The 20,233-nt window shown below is 68.4% G+C and carries 13 protein-coding genes; 4 read left to right on the top strand and 9 right to left on the bottom strand.

Annotation, left to right across the window (positions count from 1 at the left end; genetic code table 11):
- A partial coding sequence (locus QSG27_RS11515) for a lytic transglycosylase domain-containing protein (protein ID WP_306706188.1) occupies positions 1 to 690 on the bottom strand: 690 nt, incomplete at its 3' end.
- A gap of 341 nt (positions 691 to 1,031) precedes the next feature.
- Here QSG27_RS11515 and QSG27_RS11520 point away from each other — a divergent pair.
- From QSG27_RS11520 to QSG27_RS11530, 3 genes are read left to right on the top strand one after another with little or no spacing between them, the layout of a single operon-like run.
- Positions 1,032 to 1,691 carry a TetR/AcrR family transcriptional regulator gene (locus QSG27_RS11520; RefSeq protein WP_306706190.1) on the top strand — a complete coding sequence of 220 codons (660 nt, stop codon included), beginning with the start codon at positions 1,032 to 1,034 and terminating at the stop codon, positions 1,689 to 1,691.
- Positions 1,688 to 2,854: an efflux RND transporter periplasmic adaptor subunit gene (locus tag QSG27_RS11525; RefSeq protein ID WP_306706191.1), complete on the top strand. Its 1,167-nt coding sequence runs from the start codon at positions 1,688 to 1,690 to the stop codon at positions 2,852 to 2,854. Before QSG27_RS11520 ends, QSG27_RS11525 begins: the two co-directional genes overlap by 4 nt.
- A gap of 16 nt (positions 2,855 to 2,870) precedes the next feature.
- Positions 2,871 to 6,002 (top strand): efflux RND transporter permease subunit, encoded by a 3,132-nt coding sequence (locus tag QSG27_RS11530; RefSeq protein WP_306706193.1) that lies wholly within the window; start codon positions 2,871 to 2,873, stop codon positions 6,000 to 6,002.
- A gap of 1 nt (position 6,003) precedes the next feature.
- On the opposite strand, the gene QSG27_RS11535 is transcribed toward QSG27_RS11530, so the two are convergent.
- Positions 6,004 to 6,753, bottom strand: a complete 750-nt coding sequence (locus QSG27_RS11535; RefSeq protein WP_306706195.1) for a sulfite exporter TauE/SafE family protein — start codon at positions 6,751 to 6,753, stop codon at positions 6,004 to 6,006.
- A 101-nt stretch (positions 6,754 to 6,854) separates the two neighbouring features.
- Here QSG27_RS11535 and QSG27_RS11540 point away from each other — a divergent pair, with 101 nt between their 5' ends.
- Entirely contained in the window at positions 6,855 to 7,775 is a 921-nt protein-coding gene (locus QSG27_RS11540; protein WP_306706197.1) for a LysR substrate-binding domain-containing protein, read from the top strand.
- A gap of 162 nt (positions 7,776 to 7,937) precedes the next feature.
- Here QSG27_RS11540 and QSG27_RS11545 read toward each other — a convergent pair whose 3' ends face one another.
- From QSG27_RS11545 to QSG27_RS11575, 7 genes are all read right to left on the bottom strand, one after another.
- Positions 7,938 to 11,060, bottom strand: a complete 3,123-nt coding sequence (locus QSG27_RS11545; protein ID WP_306706199.1) for an efflux RND transporter permease subunit — start codon at positions 11,058 to 11,060, stop codon at positions 7,938 to 7,940.
- The gene (locus tag QSG27_RS11550) at positions 11,057 to 12,286 is read right to left on the bottom strand and encodes an efflux RND transporter periplasmic adaptor subunit (RefSeq protein ID WP_306706201.1); all 1,230 of its coding nucleotides are present in this window, start codon (positions 12,284 to 12,286) and stop codon (positions 11,057 to 11,059) included. Before QSG27_RS11550 ends, QSG27_RS11545 begins: the two co-directional genes overlap by 4 nt.
- Before the next feature lie 225 nt (positions 12,287 to 12,511).
- Positions 12,512 to 12,919 (bottom strand): response regulator, encoded by a 408-nt coding sequence (locus QSG27_RS11555; RefSeq protein ID WP_306706203.1) that lies wholly within the window; start codon positions 12,917 to 12,919, stop codon positions 12,512 to 12,514.
- A complete protein-coding gene (locus QSG27_RS11560) occupies positions 12,912 to 14,489 on the bottom strand; it encodes a PAS domain-containing sensor histidine kinase (RefSeq protein ID WP_306706205.1) in 1,578 nt (525 codons plus the stop codon). Before QSG27_RS11560 ends, QSG27_RS11555 begins: the two co-directional genes overlap by 8 nt.
- A gap of 159 nt (positions 14,490 to 14,648) precedes the next feature.
- Positions 14,649 to 16,256, bottom strand: coding sequence for a peptide chain release factor 3 (locus QSG27_RS11565; protein ID WP_306706207.1), 1,608 nt, complete (start codon positions 16,254 to 16,256; stop codon positions 14,649 to 14,651).
- Between the two features lie 166 nt (positions 16,257 to 16,422).
- Positions 16,423 to 17,436, bottom strand: a complete 1,014-nt coding sequence (locus QSG27_RS11570; protein WP_306706209.1) for an aspartate-semialdehyde dehydrogenase — start codon at positions 17,434 to 17,436, stop codon at positions 16,423 to 16,425.
- A 285-nt stretch (positions 17,437 to 17,721) separates the two neighbouring features.
- Positions 17,722 to 20,220 carry a glycogen/starch/alpha-glucan phosphorylase gene (locus QSG27_RS11575; protein ID WP_306706211.1) on the bottom strand — a complete coding sequence of 833 codons (2,499 nt, stop codon included), beginning with the start codon at positions 20,218 to 20,220 and terminating at the stop codon, positions 17,722 to 17,724.
- Positions 20,221 to 20,233 lie beyond the last annotated feature (13 nt).

Here is a 20,233-nt window from a genome sequence, read left to right on the forward strand (position 1 = left end):
CGGAGCGGGCGCCGCCGGCTTGCCGGACGCCTTGGCGGAGGTTCTGGCGGGCGGCGTTGGTGCGGTCGCCGGCACGATGGCGACCTCAATCGCGCTGGCGCCCGCCGACTGGGACGGCTCACGCGGGGCCACGCCGCGCAGCGTCGGCGTCAGGGCGGCGATGTACATCCGCGTTTCCCGCGGCAGCTTCTGCTTGCCCGCAAGATGCGAGGCGTAGCAGGCCGGGCCGCAATTGTAGGCGGCAAGGAAGCCCGGCGCGCCGAACAGGTCGTACATCTCGCGCAGATAGGCGGTGCCGGCCAGGATGTTGTCGCGCGGGTCGGACGGGTCGGAACCCAGCCCATACTGCCAGCGCATCATGTCGTAGGTGCCGGGCATCACCTGCATCAGCCCGATGGCGCCGGCGTGGCTGGTGATGGTGCGTCCGTTCACCACCGCGCGCCCGCCGCTCTCGCGCATCATCACGGCCCTGATCCACTTCTCCGGCATGTCGAAGCGTTCCGACGCCTCGCGGATGTGGGGGACCCAGCGGCCCAGGGGGTCGTTCGGATCGATTGGGACGACGGCCACTTCCGGAGCCTTGGCGATGTCCGCCGTTTCCGGAGCGTTCGAGGCGCAACCCGCCAAGCCGAGGGCGAGAATCAGAGCGGCACCGGCGGCGCGGGCCGCGGTGAAGTCGCGATAAGCCACGAGGTGGGGTCCGTGCTTGTTGCACAAAGATCGAAAGCGTTACCCTCTCTTTGCGATGTAATGGTGCTGTCTGTCAAGCAACAAGGCGGGTGTAATGTCCTGATTCCATGGCTTTTCCCTTTTTCATATCCGGTTGGAATGGTTTTCATGCAAATGCTGTTCATCCGGATTTGCCGCTTTTCTGCGTCATCCTGCAGCGATGCCATTTTTGGCGGCGCGGGAGAGAGACCCGTTCCTGCCACGCCCAAGACTTGTGGTCCAATCGCCGCAGCCCGCTCAACCGCTTGACTTTTTCAAGCCCGCTCCATATTGAATGAACGTTCATTTATAGCCATGCACCGATGCCCGACAGCACCGCCCATCCCCCTCCCCGCCGGTCCCGACGCAAGGATGCGCGCCCCGCCGAGGTCATCGAAGCCGCGCGCGACCTGTTCGTCTCGCGCGGATTTGCCGCAACCAAGCTGGAGCATGTCGCCCGCAAGGCCGGCGTCAGCGTCGGACTTCCCTACCTCTATTTCGAGAACAAGGAAGGGCTGTTCAAAGCGGTCGTGCGGCAATCCATCCTGCCGCAGTTCCAGATGGGCGAAGACCTGCTGGACAGCTTCACCGGCACCAGCGAGGAGTTCCTGCGCATCCTGGCCCGCGGCTTCTGGGAGATGGAGCAGAGCCCGAACGCCGGCCTGTCCAAGCTGGTGATCGCCGAGGCGCAGAATTTCCCCGACCTCGCCCGCTTCTATATGGAGGAGGTCGTCCTGCGCGGGCGGCTTTTCTTCATGCGCATCCTGCGCCGCGGCATCGAGCGCGGGGAGTTCCGGCCCATGGACGTGGACCAGATGGCCCGCGTCATCGCCGCCCCGCTCAGCATGCTGTCGCTGTGGAACCACTCGTTGCGGCCTTTCGAGCCGGACCCCGCCGCGGCGTCCGCCGAAGCCTATCTCGACGCCTATCTCGACCTCGTTCTCAACGGGTTGAAAGCCGCACCCAAGGACGCCTCCCCATGATCGACGCCGCCCGTTCCGAGCTTCCCACCGGCGGCAGGCGCCGGCGCCGCCTGCTGCTGCCCCTGCTGGTCGCCGGGGCGCTGGCCGCCGCGGGCGGAGCCGCCTGGAAGACCATGGACAGCCGCGACGCGGTTCCCCCCGCCGCCGCCAGCCTGCCACCGCCGGTCCGGGCGGTGGAGCTGTCGCCCGTCGAACTGACCCGCATGGTCCCGCGCCGCCTGACCGAACTGGTGCGGCTCAGCGGTTCGGTGAAGCCGATGGAGCAATCCACGGTGAAGTCGGAGGTCGCCGCCCGGCTGGTCGAGGTGCCGGTGCGCGAGGGGCAGGCCGTCGGCAAGGGGCAGGTGCTGGCCCGCTTCGACACGGTGGAGCTTCAGGCCAAGCTGGACGAGAAGCTGAGCAACCTGGAGGGCGCCAAGGCGCAGCTCGTCCTGGCCGAGAAGACCCGCGCCAAGAATCTGGCGCTGCGCCAGAAGGACATCGTGTCCGAAACCAACATGGATCAGGCGCAGAGCACGTTCCGCTTCCAGCAGGCCACCGTGTCGGCGCTGGAGGCGCAGGTGGATCTCGCCCGCAAGGCGCTGCGCGACGCGGTGGTGGCCAGCCCCATCGACGGCATGGTGGCCGAGCGCGCGGTCAACCCCGGCGAGACGCTGGCGGTCAACGCGAAGATGTTCTCCGTCGTGGACCTCAGCCGCGTCGAGGTCGAGGCGACGGTCCCCGCCGACGACGTGGCCCGGCTGAAGCCCGGCCAGACCGTGCGGCTGCGGGTGGAGGGTTTCGGCGAGCGGGAGTTCGTCGGCCGGATCGCCCGCATCAACCCGATGGCCCGCCCCGGCACCCGGGCCATTCCCGTCTACATCGTTCTGGACAACGCCGACGGCGCCCTGCGCGGCGGCATGTTCGCCGCGGGCGACGCGGTGGTGGACGAGGTGGAGGGCGCCTTCGCCCTGCCCCCCGCCGCGGTCCGGCGCGACCAGGACGGCGACTTCGTGCTGGTCGTCTCCGGCGACCGGGTGGAGCGCCGCAAGGTGGAGGTGCTCGGCGCCTGGGCGCGCGGCGACCTCGTGCAGGTGCGCGGGCTGGCCGACGGCGATCTGGCGGTGACCGCCCCCCTGCCCGGCCTGACCGCCGGGCGGACCGTCAGGGTCGTGGGATCGTAAGGGAACGGGCCGCGCCATGCCGATCACCCGCATCAGCGTCGACAACCCCGTCTTCGCCACCATGATGATGGTGGCGCTGATGGTGCTGGGCCTGTTCTCCTACAACCGGCTGGGCGTCGACCAGTTTCCGGACGTGGATTTCCCGCTGGTCGTCGTCTCCACCGAATATCCCGGCGCCAGCCCGGAATCGGTGGAGACGGACGTTTCCCGCCCCATCGAGGACGCGGTCAACACCATCGCCGGCATCAAGACGCTGACCTCCCGCTCCTACGAGAGCCGGTCGGTGGTGATCGCGGAGTTCGACCTGAAGACCGCCTCCACCCAGGCGCTTCAGGACGTGCGCGAAAAGGTGTCGGCGCTCCGCCCGACCTTCCGGGACGAGGTGAAGGACCCGCAGATCACCCGCTTCAACCCGGACGACCAGCCCATCCTGTCCATCGCGGTCAAGTCGGACATCCGCGGCTTGCGCGACCTGACCACCATGAGCGACCAGATCGTCCTGAAGCGCCTGCAGAACGTGCGCGGCGTCGGACGGGCGACCATCGCGGGCGGCGTGAAGCGGCAGGTCCAGGTGCGGCTGCGGCCCGAACGGCTGGAGGCGCTGGGCGTCGGCGTCGATCAGGTCATCAAGGCGATCCGCGACGAGAACCAGGACATTCCCGCCGGTTCCGTCTCCGGCAACGGGGCGGAGCGGGTCGTCCAGGTGGACGGGCGCGTCATCGACCCGCGGGAACTTCTCGACCTCATCGTCGCCCGCCGCGGCGGCGAGCCGGTGCGGCTGCGCCAGGTCGCCGAGGTGCTGGACGGGCAGGAGGAGCAGGAGTCCGTCGCCCTGTTCAACGGGCAGCCGGCGCTGGCCGTCGATGTGGTGAAGATCCAGGGCTCCAACACCGTGGAGGTGGCGCGCGGCCTCTACAAGGCGCTGGACGAGCTGCGCCGCGACGGTTCCCTGCCCTCCGACGTCGTTCTGGAGGTGGTGCGCGACACCTCGCGCGGGATCACCAACTCGCTGAGCAACGTGCAGCGCACGCTGGTCGAGGGCGGTGCGCTGACCATCGCCATCGTCATGATCTTCCTGGGCTCCTGGCGCAGCACGGTCATCACGGCCCTGACCCTGCCGGTGGCGGTGATGGGCACCTTCGGCGTGCTGGCGGCCTTCGGCTTCACGCTGAACACGATGACCCTGATGGCCCTGTCGCTGGCCATCGGCATCCTGATCGACGACGCCATCGTGGTGCGCGAGAACATCATGCGCCATCTGGGGAAGGGACAGGGGCACCGGCAGGCGGCGCTGGACGGCACCAAGGAGATCGGGCTGGCGGTTCTGGCGACCACGCTGACCATCGTGGCGGTGTTCCTGCCCGTGGCCTTCATGGGCGGCATCATCGGGCGCTTCTTCCTGCAATTCGGCATCACCGTGTCCGCCGCGGTGCTGATCTCCCTGTTCGTCTCCTTCACGCTGGACCCCATGCTGTCCAGCCTGTGGTACGACCCGGCGGCCCACGGGCGGCACGGGCGCGGGATCTTCGGGCGGTTCGCGGAAGGGTTCCAGCACGGCTTCGACGCGCTGGCGCGGGTCTATGGCCGGATGCTCCGCTGGGCGCTGCGCCGGCGCTGGCTGGTCCTGCTGCTGGCGCTGGGAATCTTCGTCGGCAGTTTCTTCCTGGTGCCGCGCATCGGGGTGGAGTTCGTTCCCGCCGCCGATCTGGGCGAAACCATCGTGGACGTGGAGACGCCGGTCGGCTCCTCCCTCGACTACACCGCGGCCAAGCTGCGGCAGGTCGAGGCGGCGATCCGCGAGTTTCCGGAGGTCGCCTATACCTATTCCACGGTCAACACCGGCGCGTCGGTGGGCAAGAACCGGGGCAGCGTCTATGTCCGGCTGAAGCCCATCGACCAGCGCAAGCGCTCTCCCAACGGGCTGGCCCCGCCGATCCGCGAGCGGCTGGCGGCCATTCCCGGCGTCCAGATCGGCATCGGCATTCCCGGCGTGGGCGGCGTGCAGAAGCAGATCCAGGTGTCCGTGCAGGGCCGCGACATCGCGGAACTGGACCGCATCGCCAAACAGGTGACCGCCGCCATGGGCGGCATCCGCGGCTTCGTGGACGTGGACGTCAGCCTGAAGGCGGCCAAGCCGACCCTGTCGGTGCGGCTGGAGCGCGATCTGGCGAGCGACCTCGGCGTCGGCACGGCGCAGGTGGCGAACACGCTGCGCCCGCTGTTCGCCGGGGACAAGGTGTCCACCTGGAAGGCGCCGGACGGCGAGACCTACGACGTGCTGGTCCGCCTGCCGGAGGGCGACCGGGTGGGCCGCGCCGATCTCGACCGCATCCATCTGACCGGCACGAACGGCCCCGATGACGCCCCGCGCATGGTGCCGCTGTCGCAGGTCAGCCGGGTCGAAACGACGCTCGGCGCCTCGCAGATCAACCGCCGCGACCTGTCGCGCGAGGTGAACGTGCAGGCCAACGTCCAGGGCCGCCCGGCGGGCGACGCCGGCAGGGAGCTTCAGGCCGCCATCGCCGGGATCAAGCTGCCGCCCGGCTACCGCATCGTCTTCGGCGGCTCGACCAAGGACATCGCGGAGACGACCGGCTACGCCACCCAGGCGCTGCTGCTGGCGGTGATCATGATCTACCTGATCCTGGCCTCCCAGTTCGGCAGCTTCCTCCAGCCCGTCGCCATCATGATGTCGCTGCCGCTGTCGTTGATCGGGGTGTTCCTGGGGCTGCTGGTCGCCGGCTCGACCCTGAACATCTTCAGCGCCATCGGCTTCATCATGCTGATGGGGCTGGTGACCAAAAACGCGATCCTGCTGGTGGACTTCGCCAACCAGGCCCGCGCCCGCGGGGCCGACCTGCGCGACGCGGTGGTGGAGGCCGGGATCATCCGCCTGCGCCCCATCGTCATGACCACCATGGCGATGATCTTCGGCATGATCCCGCTGGCGCTGGGCATCGGCGAGGGCGCGCAGCAACGGGCGCCCATGGCCCACGCGGTGATCGGCGGCCTCATCAGCTCCACCCTGCTGACCCTGCTGGTGGTGCCGGTGATCCTCACCTACCTCGACGCGCTGTCGCGGCGCTTCAAGCGCTGGTTCGCCCACCGCGACCCGGACGCCGTGGCGCACGGAACGGCGGCGGAATAGCTCATCCCAGATGCTCCCGCATCAGGAACAGACCGAGCGCCAGAAGGCCGAGGAAGAAGCAGCGCCGGAACACCTCCGCCCGCACCCGCCGGCGGAGGCTCTGGCCGAGCGCCATGCCGGCGAGCGCCGGCAACAGCGACGCCAGTGACCCCCAGGCCAGCGTCCCGTCGAACAGCCCGTGCTGCGCCAACCCGGCGGCCAGCGCCAGGGTGGACACCGTGAAGGACAGGCCGAGCGCCTGGATCAGCCGGTCGCGCTCCAGCTCCAGCGCTTGGAGGTAGGGCACGGCGGGGATGACGAAGACCCCGGTGGCCGCCGTCACCACCCCGGTCGCCACCCCGACCAGCGGCGACAGCCAGGATTCCGCCTGCGGCGGCACCCGCAGCGGCAGCTTCACCAGCCCGGCCAGCGCGTAGAGCGCCAGAGCGCCGCCCAGCGCCGCCGCCGCCTGCCCCGACGAGGCACCGGCCAGCAGCCCCGCCCCCGCCCAGGTGCCCAGCGTGATCCCAAGCATCATCGGCCAGAAGCGTTCGATGGTGGCGCCCAGGCCGGGGCCGAAGGCGAGCTGCCAGAGATTCGTCACCAGCGAAGGCACGATCAGGATCACCGCCGCCTCCGCGGGCGGCATCACGAGGCCGAGCAGGCCCATGGCGACGGTCGGCAAACCCAGCCCGATCATGCCCTTGACGAACCCGGCAAGCAGGAAGGTCAGAGCCATCGCGGCGACGATGAGGAGAGGAAGGTCGGTCATGACCGCCACTTGAAGCCGCGGAGCGCCTTCCGGCAATGTGGATGTCACGCAGCCTGCCTTCGGATCGGACGAAGGCAGATGCCCCGCCGGAGATCCCACCCATGCGCTTCGACCTGACCGACCTGCGGCTGTTCCTGAACGTCGTGGAGGCGGAGAGCATCACCCATGGGGCGGAGCGCACGCACCTCGCCCTCGCCTCCGCCAGCGCGCGCATCCGCGGGATGGAGGAGACGCTCGGGGTGCCGCTGCTGGAGCGCGGGCGCCGGGGCGTCAGCCCGACCCCGGCGGGACAGGCGCTCGTCCACCACGCCCGCCTGCTTCTCCAGCAGGTGGAGCGGATGCGGGGCGAATTGGGCGATTATGCGAAGGGGCTGAAAGGGCATGTGCGGCTGCTGTCCAACACCGCGGCCCTGGCGGAATTCCTGCCCGAAGCCCTGGCCCCCTTCCTGGCGGCCCACCCCAACATCGACATCGATCTGGAGGAGAAGCCGAGCCACGAGATCGTGCGGGCGGTGGCGGAAGGGCTGGCCGATGCTGGGGTGGTGTCCGACCACGCCGACCTGTCGGGGCTGGAGGTCTTTCCCTTCCGGACCGACCGGCTGGTGCTGATCGTCCCCCACGGCCATCCCCTGGCGAACCGCCGCGGCATCGCCTTCCGTGAGGTCATGGGCGAGGAATTCGTGGGGCTGGCGGCGCGCAACGCCCTTCAGCAGCACGTCAACGAGCACGCCGTCCGCTCCGGGCACTCTTTGAAGCTGCGCGTCCGCGTCCGCGGCTTCGACGGGATTTGCCGGATGGTCGAACAGGGGGTTGGGCTGGGCATCGTCCCGGAAGCCTCGGCAAGGCGCTGCCGCCGCTTCACGAAGATCCGCGCGGTTCGCCTGACCGATCCCTGGGCCGTGCGGTCGCTGGTCGTCTGCGTCCGCCGGCTGGACGCGCTGCCCAGCCACAGCCGCCAACTGGTGGAGCGGCTGACCAACCCGTCCGCCACTCCTTCCGGCAGCGCAACGAACGCAGGTTAACAGCGCTTGCGAAAGCGACGCCGATCCCTTCCCCCCCTGGGGAGAAGGTTCAGGGTGAGGGGGTGCCGAAGGCACGCCAGTGGGCGCAACAAGCACGTTTCTCCGCCCCGCCGGGCGTATCGCCCCCTCACCCGGCCCTCTCCCCGGGGGGAGTGGGCTTTCTCACTCCGCGCCGGGCACCGGGTGCGGCGCCTCCGGGGCGACCCCGCCGCGGCGCTTCCACAGGCGGGAGACGGCGTTGCCTGCGTCCTCCATATAGAGGAACAGCACCGGCGTGATGTAAAGCGTCAGGATCTGCGACACGCACAGACCGCCGACCACGGCAAGGCCCAGCGGCTGGCGAAGCTCCGCCGCGGCGCCATGGGCGACGGCGATGGGCAGGGTGCCCATGATCGCCGCCATGGTCGTCATCATGATCGGGCGGAAGCGCAGCAGGCACGCCTGCTCGATCGCCTCGCGCGGGGTCATGCCCTGGTTGCGCTGCGCGTCGATGGCGAAGTCGATCATCATGATCGCGTTCTTCTTCACGATGCCGATCAGCATCAGGATGCCGATGATCGCGATGACGCTCAGCTCCTGCCCGAACAGCATCAGCGTCGCCAAGGCCCCGATGGCCGCCGAGGGCAGGCCGGACAGGATCGTCAGCGGGTGGATGAAGCTCTCGTAGAGCACGCCCAACACGATGTAGATCACCAGAACCGCGGCCAGAAGCAGGAGCCCCTGGCTCTTCTGCGCGTCCTCGAACACCTGGGCGGTGCCGGCGAAGCCGGTGGTGATGCCCGGCGGCAGGGCCATTTCCACCTCGGCCCGCCGGACGGCGTCCACCGCCTCGCCCAGCGAATGGCCGGGCGTCACGTTGAAGGACAGGGTGACGGCGGGAAGCTGCCCCTGGTGGTTGACCGTCATCGGACCGGCGGTGCGCTGCACGCTGGCGAAGGCGTCCAGCGGCACCAGCTTGCCGGAGCTGGACCGCACATAGATGCGCGACAGGGCGTTGTCGTCCTGCTGGTACTTGGGCGCCAGCTCGATCAGCACCTGATAGTCGTTGGTCGGCGTGTAGATGGTCGAGACCTGCCGCTGACCGAAGGCGCTGTAGAGGGTGGAGCGCACCTGATCGATCCCGATCCCCAGCGTCGCCGCCTTCTCCCGGTCCACATGCACGTAAGCCTGCGGACTGTTGAGCTGAAGGTCGCTGGTCACGTCCTGAAGAATGGGGATGTCGCGCATCGCCCGCTCCAGCCGCCCGGACCAGGCGTACAGCTCCTCCGGATTCAGTCCCTGGATCGTGTACTGGAACTCGTTCTTGGACGAACGGCCGCCGATGCGCAGGTTCTGCACCGGCTGCATGTAGACCGCCATGCCGGGAATGCCGGACAATTGGCGGCGGAGCTGCTGGATCACCTCGCCCGCCGCCGGGCGCTCGCTGCGCGGCTTCAGCACGACGAACATGCGGCCCGAATTGACCGAGTTGCCGCCGATGGCGACCGAGGAGGTCATGTCCGCCACCGCCGGGTGGGCCTTGACGATGCGGGCGGCCTCCTGCTGCCGCTCGGCCATGGCCGGGAAGGAGATGTCGGGGGCGGCCTCCGTCGAAATGGTGATCTGGCCGATGTCCTCCGTCGGGAAAAAGCCCTTCGGAATCGCCTGGAACAGCAGGGCGGAGCCGACCACCGTCCCGATCATGACGATGCCCATCACCGGGCGGTGCTTCAGCGCCAGCCGCAGCGTCACGGCGTAGCCGCGGTGCAGCGCGCTGAAGCCGCCCTCCAGGATGCGCCCGAACCAGCCCTCCTTGGTGCCGTGCGGCTCATGCGTCAGCATGCGGGCGCACATCATCGGCGTCAGCGTCAGCGCCACGAAGGCCGAGGCGCCGATCGCCATGGTGACCACCAGCGCGAATTCATGAAAGACGCGCCCGACCACCCCGCCCATCAGCAGGATCGGGATGAAGACCGCCACCAGCGACACGGTGATGGAAACGATGGTGAAGCCGATCTCCCGCGCACCCTTCACGGCGGCTTCGAAGGGCTTCTTGCCCTCCTCGACGTAGCGGACGATGTTCTCCATCATCACGATGGCGTCGTCCACGACGAGGCCGACCGCCAGTGTCAGCGCCATCAGCGAGATGTTGTCGATGGAAAAGCCCATCAGATGCATGCCGCCCGCCGTCGCGATCAGCGAGATCGGAACGGTCAGCGCCGGGATCAGCGTGGCCGACAGGCGGCGCAGGAACAGGAAGATGACCATCACCACCAGTGCGATGGTCAGGGCCAGCGTGAACTGCACGTCCTCCACCGCCGCGCGGATCGAGGTGGAGCGGTCGTTCACCACCTCCACCTTCGCGCTGGGCGGAAGCTGCGCGCGGAAGCTGGGCAGCAGGCTGCGCACCCGGTCCACCACGTCCACCGTGTTGGCGTCGGGCTGGCGCTGCACGGCCATGACGATGGCGCGGGTGCCGTTGTGCCAGCTCGCCGTGCGGATGTTCTCCACGCTGTCCAGAACGTTCGCCACGTCGCCAAGCCGGACCGGCGCGCCGTTGCGGTAGGCGACGATCAGGCCGCGGAAGGCGTCGGCGTCGGGAAGCTGCGGGTTGGCGGCGAGCACGAGCTGCTGCCGGGCGCCGGACAGCGTGCCGACCGGCGTGTTGGCGTTGGCGGCGGCCAGCGCCTTCTGAAGCTCGTCGATGCCGATGCCGCGCACGGCCAGCGCGTTGGGGTCCACCTGGACGCGGACGGCGTATTTCTGCGCGCCGTAGATCTGCACCTGGGCCACGCCCGGCAGGGTGGCGACCTTGGGCTGGACCGCCGTTTCCGCGAAGTCGTTCAGCGTGGACAGCGTCAGCGTGGGCGACGAGAGCGCCAGCATCAGGACCGGCTGGTCCGCCGGGTTCACCTTTCGGTAGCTGGGCGCCGTGGTCATCTCCGCCGGCAGGCGGCGCTGGGTGCGGGCGATGGCCGCCTGCACGTCCTGCGCGGCGGCGTCGATGTCGCGCTCCAGCACGAACTGGATGGTGATGGAGGTGTTGCCGAGGCTCGACGTCGAGGTGATCGTGTCGATGCCGGCGATGGTGGAGAATTCACGCTCCAGCGGGCTGGCGACGGAGGCCGCCATGGTTTCCGGGCTGGCGCCGGGCAGCGTGGCGGAAACGTTGATGACTGGGAAATCCACCCGCGGCAGCGCCGCGACGGGCAACTGGCGGTACGCCGCGAGCCCCCCCAGAACCAGCGCCGCCGTCAGCAGGATGGTCATCACGGGACGGCGGATGCACAGCTCCGAAAGGTTCATGACGCGCCTCCGGTGATCGGAGCCTTGCCGCCGGCACCGCCCTTCTCGCCGTTTCTGGCGGCGGCGACCTTGGCACCGGGGAACAGGCGGGACTGCCCGTCCACCACCACCCGCTCACCCGCCTGGAGCCCGTCCGCAATGACGGCGAGGCCCTCCTGGCTGCGCGCCACCGCGACGTTGCGGATCTCCACCGTGTCGTCGGGCTTCACCACATAGACGAAGCGGCCCTGCTGGCCGGTCTGCACTGCCTCCTCCGGCAGGGTCAGCGCCTGCGGTTCGACCCGCAGGGTCAGCACCACGTCCACGAACTGGCCGGGCCACAGCCGGGTGTCGGCGTTGGGGAACTGGCCCTTCACCAGGATGGTGCCGGTCTGCTGGTCCACCTGGCTGTCGACGAAGTTCAGGACGCCTTCGGCGGGCGGGAGGGAGGCGCCGGGGATGCCGGCGGTGACCGGCAGCCTGCCCGTCGCCATCGCCTCGCGGATGGCCGGCAGGTGGCGCTCCGGCACGTTGAAGGCGACGGTGATCGGGCGGAGCTGGGTCAGCGTCACCAGCGGCGTGGCGTCCGCGGCGCGCACCATGGTGCCGGCCTTGGCGTTCACGGCGCCGGTGCGCCCGTCCATCGGGGCGGTGATCCGGGTGAAGCTGAGGGACACCTTGGCCGCCTCGATGGCGGCCTGCCCGGCCTTGACCGTGGCCTCCAGCGCGTCGGCGGCGGCCACCGCGGCGTCATACTGCTGGCGGGCCACGGTGTTGGAGCGGACGAGCTGCTCGTAGCGCTTCACGTCGCCGCGGGCCTTGTCGAGATTCGCGCGGTCGCGCTCCAGATTGGCCTGCGCCTGCCGGAGCTGCGCCTCCAGCGCGCGGGAGTCGAGGGTGAACAGCAGATCGCCCGCCTTCACCTCCTGCCCTTCGGTGAAGTGGACCGTCTCGACCACGGAGTCGACGCGCGCCTTGATGGCGATGGCCGCCACCGGCTGGACCGATCCAATGGTGCCCAGCCGCTCCGGCACCGGGCGCCTCTCCGCCGTCTGGATGACCACCGGGAGAGCCCGCGGCCCCGCCGGCGCGGCGGCCTTCGCCGTCTGTGCGTCGCCACCCCCCGCCCCATGGGTGTACCAGTAACCGCCGGCACCCAGCACAGCCAACAGAAGCGCGATAAGCGCGAAGCGTTTCGTCACGTCGAACTCCCGGTAGGGCGGCCCGGCCTGGCCGGAGCGATCCATCCCGCCACAAGACACTGCGGCCCATTATCGCAGGAAGCGGATTGCAGGTTAATGACCATCCTACAGTCATTTGGTAACAGACTGTAACAGCGGGTATGGGCTGCGGAGCGATTCGGCGATGCCGGCCCAAGGAATTCGGAATTTTCCGTATCGCCGATGGGGCGCCGCAGACGGTCCGGCCCCGACGGCAGGCCGAACCCGGGGATCGCCTTCAGGGTGCGGCGGTCACGCAGGCCGCAGCTTCGCGGCCTGGACGAGGCTGGTGAGCGTGTCGAGGATCTGCTGCGGGCTGACCGGCTTGCGCAGCACCGCCAGCGGTTGCCAGCGGTCGGAGGTGAGGTCGTCCTCTCCCCCGTCCATCGACAGGAAGCCGGTCATCACCAGGATCGGCAACCGGGCGTCCAGGGTCCGCAATTCGCGGATCAGGGCGCGGCCGTCCATCCGCGGCATGCGCAGGTCGGTGATGACGAGATCCGCCGGATCGGCGCTGTAGCGTTCCAGCCCCTCCTGCCCGTCCTGGGCCAGGGTCACCCGGAAGCCCTTGCGGGACAGGTAATCCTCCAGCGCCATGGCGGCCAGCGCTTCGTCCTCGGCCACCAGCACATGCAACGGATCGGTGAGTGGATCAGCCATGAGCGCGCTCCACGTCCTGAACGGAGGGGTTGGACACCGGCAAGGTGATGGTGAAACGGACGCCGCGGCTCCCGCTTCCGTGAACCACGTTCGCCGCCTCGATCCGGCCACCCATGGAGTCGACGATGCCGTAGCCGATGGACAGGCCGAGGCCGGACCCCTTCCCCACCTCCTTGGTCGTGAAGAAGGGGTCGAAGATGCGCGGCAGGATGTCGGGATCGATGCCGCCGCCATCGTCCGTGATGGTGATGACGGCCCGGCCCGCGGTCAGATCGCAGCGCATGTCCACCGCGATCCGCCCGGCGGCGGGAGAGCCGTCGGGGTCGGCGCGCCATTCCAGGATGGCGTCGCGCGCGTTGGACATCAGGTTGACGACCACCTGCTCCAGTTGCAGAGGGCGCCCGCGCGTGACGCAGTCCATGGCCGGGATGTCAGTGACGACGTCGATGTTCTCCAGCGCAAACTGGTTGGCGACCAGCTCGACGGCGGAACGGACGCTGGCCGCCGGATCGAAGCGTTGGGTCGCGCCGTCGCGCCGGCTGAAGGTGCGCATATGGTCGATGATGCGGCCCATGCGCTCCGCCTGCTCCGACACGATCGTCAGAACCTTGTCCAGGCGGGTGGTGTCCGCATCGCCCTCGCGCAGGCGCGACAGGGCGTTCTCGGCCCAGATGCGGATGATGTTCAGGGGCTGGCTCATCTCGTGCGCCATGCCGGCGGCGAGCGTGCCCAGCGTCGCCAGCTTGGAGGTCTGCACCAGCTCCTCCTGGAGCTTCTTGCGATCGGTGATGTCGCGGGAGCTGCCCAGGATCTGGACCACCCGCCCATCCTCGCCCCGCACCGGCACCAGGACGGTGTGCCAGACGCGCCGCCCGACGGGAAGGTCGAGCGTCTCCTCGTAATCGATCGGGCCGCCCGCGGCGAGGCAGGCGCTGTAGCGTTCGATGACCGCCTGCGCCGTCTCGGGGGGAACGCAGTCGCGGACCAGCCGCCCGCGGATGGTCTCCGGGTTGATGCCCGTCGCACGCGCGTGGGCGGGGTTCAGCGTGTCGAAGGCGAAGCTCCCGTCCGGCAGCACCGTGACGACGAACAGCCCCTCCGCCAGATTGTTGAAGAAGCTGACGTAGCGCAACTCGGCCTGCCGCCGGATCTCGATCTCGCGCTGAAGGGCGGTGTTGGCGTCGGCAAGCTGGACGGTGCTGGGCAACGCCAGCGCCTTGGGCATCTGCACCCACAGGGCCACGGCGGTCAGGACGGACACCAGCGCGGTCAGGGCCTTGACGATGCCCTCCACGGCGTAGTCGGGGTGCCACAGCGTCCACAGGCTGAAGAAATGGGTCGTGCCGCAGGCCAGGATGAAGGCGGCGAACAGCCAGACGATCCAACTGAAGGCGACATCGCGGCGCTTGAGGACGAAATACAGAAGCGCAACCGGAATCGAGTAATAGGACAGACCGGTCAGCACATCCGACACGATGTGCAGGGTCAGGATTTCCGGACGCCAGAACAGGCACACGCCGTGAGGCAAGTACTCGCTGGTGTCGAAGAAGGCTTCCACGCCACCGAACATGCTGCCCCTCTTGTTTCAGCCACTCCCCGTCATCCGGCACAACGCCTTGCGGCGTGGCGGCTGCATGGGCAAACGCTACTCGAATCGGTCAGACGGGGCAACACGCGGAACGCGCTACCGTCCAATGGTAAGCGCGCTCCGCATGGCTTTGGATGAGCCTCACGCGGCGGTGTGCACCTTGCGGTTCTGCTCGCGGGTCTTCAGGAAGCGCAGGGCCGGGAAATCCTCCTGCGTCCGGTTCAGGTGCCAGGCGTTGCGGGCCAGGAACACCAGCGCCCCGTCATGGTCCTCCGCCGCCGCCGAGCGGTTGAGGTCCAGGAACTTCTTGAGCTGCTCCTCGTCGTCCGTCTCGATCCAGCGGGCGGCGTCCACGCCGGCCCCTTCGAAGCGGGCGGCGAGGCCGTACTCCGCCTCGATGCGGGACGCCAGCACCTCGAACTGGAGCTGGCCGACCACGCCGACCACCCAGTCCGCCCCGGTCAGCGGTTTGAACACCTGGGAGGCGCCCTCCTCCGCGAAATGCTCCAGCGCCTTGCGCAGATGCTTCACGCGCATCGGGTCTTCCAGCCGGACGCGCTGGAGCAGTTCCGGCGCGAAGCTGGGCACGCCGGTGAAGCGCAGATCCTCGCCCTCGGTCAGCGTGTCGCCGATGCGCAAAGACCCGTGGTTCGGGATGCCCATGATGTCGCCGGGCCACGCCTCTTCCGCAAGCTCACGGTCGCGGGCCAGAAACAGCACGGCGTTGTTCACCGCCATCAGCTTGCCCGAACGGACGTGCTTCAGCTTGGCCCCGCGCCGGAACTTGCCGGAGCAGATGCGCACGAAGGCGATGCGGTCGCGGTGGTTCGGGTCCATGTTGGCCTGGACCTTGAACACGAAGCCGCTGAACTTGCCCTCGTCCGGCTGCACGGCGCGCTGTTCCGCCGGCTGCGGGCGCGGCGGCGGGGCGTTCTCGGCCAGACCCTGGAGAAGCTCGCGCACACCGAAGTTGTTGATCGCAGACCCGAAATAGATCGGCGTCAGGTGGCCGGCGCGGTAGGCGTCCAGATCGAAGGGCGGCATCAGGCCGCGGGCCATCTCCACCTCCTCGCGCAGCTTCGCCACCGCATGGGCCGGCAGAAGCTCGTCGAGGCGGGGATCGTCCAGTCCGTTGCACTCGATGCCGTCGTCGATCTCGTCGCCCTTGGTGCGGTCCATCAGGATCAGGCGGTCGCGGATCAGGTCGTAGCAGCCCAGGAAGTCGCGGCCCATGCCGATGGGCCAGCTCGCCGGGGTGACCTCCAGCGCCAGCGAGCTTTCGATCTCCGAAATGAGGTCGAAGGGGTCGCGGGCCTCGCGGTCCATCTTGTTGCAGAAGGTCACGATGGGCACGTCGCGCAGGCGGCAGACCTCGAACAGCTTCAGGGTCTGGCTTTCGATGCCCTTCGCGCCGTCGATCACCATGACGGCGCTGTCCACCGCGGTCAGCGTCCGGTAGGTGTCCTCCGAGAAGTCCTCGTGGCCCGGCGTGTCCAGCAGGTTGAAGGTGCGCCCCTCGTAATCGAAGGTCATGACCGAGGCGGTCACGGAGATGCCGCGCTCGCGCTCCACCTTCATCCAGTCCGACTTGGCGCGGCGCTGCTCGCCGCGGGCCTTCACGGCACCGGCCATCTGGATGGCGCCGCCGAACAGCAGCAGCTTTTCGGTGAGGGTGGTCTTGCCGGCGTCGGGGTGCGCGATGATCGCGAAGGTTCGACGCCGGGAAACAGCGTCCAGAAGCTCGGACATGCGCGTTCCCGTAACTCAGCGGTGCAGACAACGGCGAAGAGGGCCGGGAGGCGGAACGCCCCACGGCCCTCTTCGTTCGGGCTTATAGATAGCAGCGAAGACCGGTCCATTCCAGCCTTCATCCCTTCCGTCACGAGGAAGGAGGGACACGCGGAAATGGTTCGCTTTACAGCGACAGCTCCGCGATCTGCACCGCATTCAGCGCGGCGCCCTTGAGGAGCTGATCGCCGCAGACGAACAGGTCCAGCCCGTGGTCGCCGAAGATCAGGCTGGTGCGGATGCGGCCGACCTCGACGTCGAACTGGCCGGTGGCGTTCAGCGGCATCGGGTAGACGCCGTCCGCCGGCACGTCCTTCACCACCACGCCCGGCGCGTCGGCCAGGGCGGCGCGGGCGGCGTCCGGGGTCACCGGGGTCAGCGTCTCGACCGTGATCGCTTCGGAATGGGCGCGGTAGGTCGGGATGCGAACGGCGGTGCAGCTCACCGGCAGGTCCGGGATCTCCAGGATCTTCCGGGTTTCCCAGGTCACCTTCATCTCCTCCTTCGTGTAGCCGTTCTCCTGGAAGGCGTCGATCTGGGGGATCAGGTTGAAGGGGATCGGGTGACGGAACACGCTGTTGGTGACCGGCTTGCCGTCGAGCTGGTTGCGGGTCTGCTCCTCAAGCTCGGCCATGCCTTCCGCCCCGGCGCCGCTGGTCGCCTGATAGGTGGAGACGATGACGCGCTTCAGGCCGAACGCCTTGTGCAGGGGGCCGAGCGCCACGACGGCGATGGCGGTCGTGCAGTTCGGGTTGGCGATCAGCTTGGCGTCGCCCATGGCGTGGGCGTTGATCTCCGGCACGATCAGCGGAACGTTGTCGTCGTAGCGGAAGGCCGAGGAGTTGTCGATCACCAGCGCCCCGCCCGCGGCGATGGCCGGCGCGTGGGCCTTGGCGAAGTCGCCGGACACGGCGAGCAGAACGATGTCGTAACCCTTCACCTTCTCGACGTCGAACGCCACGAGGGTCTTCTCGCCAAACGGAGTCTCGACCGTGCGGCCGGCGCTGCGCTCCGACGCGAACAGGCCGAGTTCCGCGACCGGGAACGAACGGCGGTGAAGAACATCGACCATCTCGCGGCCGACGGCACCGGTGGCACCGACGATGGCGACGCGGCGGGGAGAAGGAGAAGAGCTGCTCATGGGTGTGGTCCGTCCTTTGGTCTTGCCCGGATCGAGCGTGGACGGCGGCCCCGGATACACCAAGGCCCCGTCCGTGTCCGGCGGGGCCTTCGTGGTGGGTGAAGCGTCTTACTCGATCAACGCACGCCACCAGCCGACGGCCCGCCGGAGCGGGTCGTTTTGGTAGTGGTGGTGGTGATGGCGAGCGAGCGATTCATAACCCGCTAGATAAACGAAAGGCGCGGGGCTTGTAAAGCGCCCGCGCCTTCGCGTCATGATTTTTGTCCGTTCCCTGCGGTGCCGGCGTTAGCGGTCGGCGTCGGCGGGATGTTCCGGCTTCACGGGATGCACGTCCCAGATCTCGGTCGCGTATTCCATGATGGTGCGGTCGGACGAGAACCAGCCCATGTTGGCCGTGTTCAGGATGGCCTTGCGGGTCCATTCCTCCTGGTCGCGGTACAGGTCCATGGCCGCCTGCTGCGCCTCGCAATAGTCGGCGAAGTCCGCCGTCACCAGGAAATGGTCGCCGCCGTCGGTCAGCGCCTGGAGGATCGGGTGGTAGCGGTGGGGATCGTCCGGCGAGAAGACGCCGGTGGAGATCATGTCCAGCGCCCGCTTCAGGCTGGGGTTGGAGGCGATGACCTCCCGCGGGTTGAAGCCGCCGCTGGCGCGCAGGTCGTTCACCTCCTCGGCGGTCAGGCCGAAGATGAAGATGTTGTCCTCGCCCACATGCTCGCGGATCTCGACGTTGGCGCCGTCCAGCGTGCCGATGGTCAGCGCGCCGTTCAGGGCCAGCTTCATGTTGCCGGTGCCCGACGCCTCCATGCCCGCGGTGGAGATCTGCTCCGACAGGTCCGCCGCCGGCATGATGATCTCCGCGGCGGTGACGTTGTAGTTGGGCAGCAGCACGATCTTCAGGTTGTCGTGCACCGACGGGTCATGGTTCACCACCTTCGCCACATCGTTGATGAGCTTGATGATGAGCTTCGCCATGTGATAGCTCGGCGCCGCCTTGCCGGCGAAGATCTTGGTCACCGGCACCCAGGCGACGGTCGGGTTGTCGCGCATCTCGTTGTACAGCGCGATGGCCTGAAGGATGTTCAGGAGCTGGCGCTTGTACTCGTGCATGCGCTTGACCTGCACGTCGAACAGGCTGTCCACCTGCACGTCCACCCCGGTCTGGCGCGCGATGTAGGCGGCCAGCCGCTTCTTGTTCTTGCGCTTGGCCCGGCGGAACTCCTCGCGGAACACCACGTCGTCGGCCTTCTCGGCCAGCGCGCTGATCTGGCTGAGATCCTTGATCCAGCCGTTGCCGATGCGGCTGGTGATCAGCGCGGCCAGCGGCTGGTTCGCTTGATGCAGCCAGCGGCGCGGGGTGATGCCGTTGGTCTTGTTGTTGATGCGGTCCGGGAACTCCGCGTGGAAATCGGCGAAGACGGTCTGCTTCATCAACTCGGTGTGCAGGGCCGACACGCCGTTGACCTTGTGGGAGCCGAGGAAGGCCAGGTTGCCCATGCGCACCCGGCGGTCGCCGCGCTCGTCGATCAGCGACAGGCGCGACAGCCGCCCGTTGTCGCCCGCCGCCCGCGCCTTGGAGCGGTTCAGGAACTTGGCGTTGATCTCGTAGATGATCTGCATGTGGCGCGGCAGCACGCGCTCCATCATGCGGACCGGCCACGCCTCCAGCGCTTCCGGAAGCAGCGTGTGGTTGGTGTAGGAGAAGGTCGCGCGGGTGATGTCCCACGCCTTGTCCCAGACCACGCCGTGCTGGTCCACCAGCAGCCGCATCAGCTCGGCGATGCCGATGGCCGGGTGCGTGTCGTTGAGCTGGATCGCCGCCTTGTCCGGCAGGCTGTCGAAGTTGGAATGGTGCTGCAGGTAGCGGCGCAGGATGTCCTGGAGCGACGCGGAGGTGAAGAAATACTCCTGCTTCAGCCGCAGCTCCTTGCCGCCCTCCGTCGCGTCGTTGGGGTAGAGGACGCGGCTGAGATTCTCGGTCAGCACCTTCTGCTCGACCGCCTTCATGTAGGCGCCGTCGTTGAAGTGGCCGAAGTTGAAGTCGCGCGTGGCGCGGGCCGACCACAGGCGCAGCGTGTTGATCGTGTCCCCGCCGTAGCCGACCACCGGCGTGTCGTAGGCCATGGCCAGCACGCGCTCCGCATCCACCCAGCGGTAGGCGCGCTCGCCCACCGAATCCCGGAACTCCTCGACGCGGCCATAGAACTGGACGGGGTACAGCACCTCCGGACGCGGGAACTCCCACGGGTTGCCGAATTGCAGCCACTGCTCCGGATACTCGACCTGCCAGCCATTCTCGAAGCGCTGCTCGAACAGGCCGAACTCGTAGCGGATGCCGTAGCCGTAGCCGGGCAGCCCTTCCGTCGCCATGCTGTCCAGGAAGCAGGCGGCCAGACGCCCGAGGCCGCCGTTGCCGAGTGCCGCGTCCGGCTCCGCCTCCACCACGTCGTCGATGTTCAGGCCGATCCGGTCGAGCGCCTGACGGCACTGGTCGTTGATGCCCAGGTTGGCGAGGCTGTTGGTCAGCAGGCGGCCGATGAGGAATTCCAGCGACAGGTAGTAAACGCGCTTGGCGTCCTGCTGGTAATAGGTCCGCGTCGTGTCCATCCAGCGGTCCACGAGGCGGTCGCGCACCGCCAGCGCCACGGTGTGGAACCAGTCGCGCCGGGTCGCCGCCCGCGCATCCTTGCCGACGGAGTACACCAGCCACTCCAGAAACGAGCGCTTCAGCCCGTCGACATCCAGACTGCGGCGTTCGATCTCGCGGGACTTATACCGAGCGTCCATGTCTTGACTTTCT

Source organism: Azospirillum isscasi, assembly GCF_030849505.1.
In the GTDB taxonomy this organism is placed as follows: Bacteria; Pseudomonadota; Alphaproteobacteria; order Azospirillales; family Azospirillaceae; genus Azospirillum; species Azospirillum isscasi.

Bases quoted from the DNA above. Each gene is read 5' to 3' on its own strand.
- QSG27_RS11550 (WP_306706201.1), bottom strand. From the start codon at position 12,286: ATGGATCGCTCCGGCCAGGCCGGGCCGCCCTACCGGGAGTTCGACGTG.
- QSG27_RS11575 (WP_306706211.1), bottom strand. From the start codon at position 20,220: ATGGACGCTCGGTATAAGTCCCGCGAGATCGAACGCCGCAGTCTGGAT.
- QSG27_RS11560 (WP_306706205.1), bottom strand. From the start codon at position 14,489: ATGTTCGGTGGCGTGGAAGCCTTCTTCGACACCAGCGAGTACTTGCCT.
- QSG27_RS11530 (WP_306706193.1), top strand. From the start codon at position 2,871: ATGCCGATCACCCGCATCAGCGTCGACAACCCCGTCTTCGCCACCATG.
- QSG27_RS11565 (WP_306706207.1), bottom strand. From the start codon at position 16,256: ATGTCCGAGCTTCTGGACGCTGTTTCCCGGCGTCGAACCTTCGCGATC.
- QSG27_RS11525 (WP_306706191.1), top strand. From the start codon at position 1,688: ATGATCGACGCCGCCCGTTCCGAGCTTCCCACCGGCGGCAGGCGCCGG.
- QSG27_RS11535 (WP_306706195.1), bottom strand. From the start codon at position 6,753: ATGACCGACCTTCCTCTCCTCATCGTCGCCGCGATGGCTCTGACCTTC.
- QSG27_RS11540 (WP_306706197.1), top strand. From the start codon at position 6,855: ATGCGCTTCGACCTGACCGACCTGCGGCTGTTCCTGAACGTCGTGGAG.
- QSG27_RS11545 (WP_306706199.1), bottom strand. From the start codon at position 11,060: ATGAACCTTTCGGAGCTGTGCATCCGCCGTCCCGTGATGACCATCCTG.
- QSG27_RS11555 (WP_306706203.1), bottom strand. From the start codon at position 12,919: ATGGCTGATCCACTCACCGATCCGTTGCATGTGCTGGTGGCCGAGGAC.
- QSG27_RS11520 (WP_306706190.1), top strand. From the start codon at position 1,032: ATGCCCGACAGCACCGCCCATCCCCCTCCCCGCCGGTCCCGACGCAAG.
- QSG27_RS11570 (WP_306706209.1), bottom strand. From the start codon at position 17,436: ATGAGCAGCTCTTCTCCTTCTCCCCGCCGCGTCGCCATCGTCGGTGCC.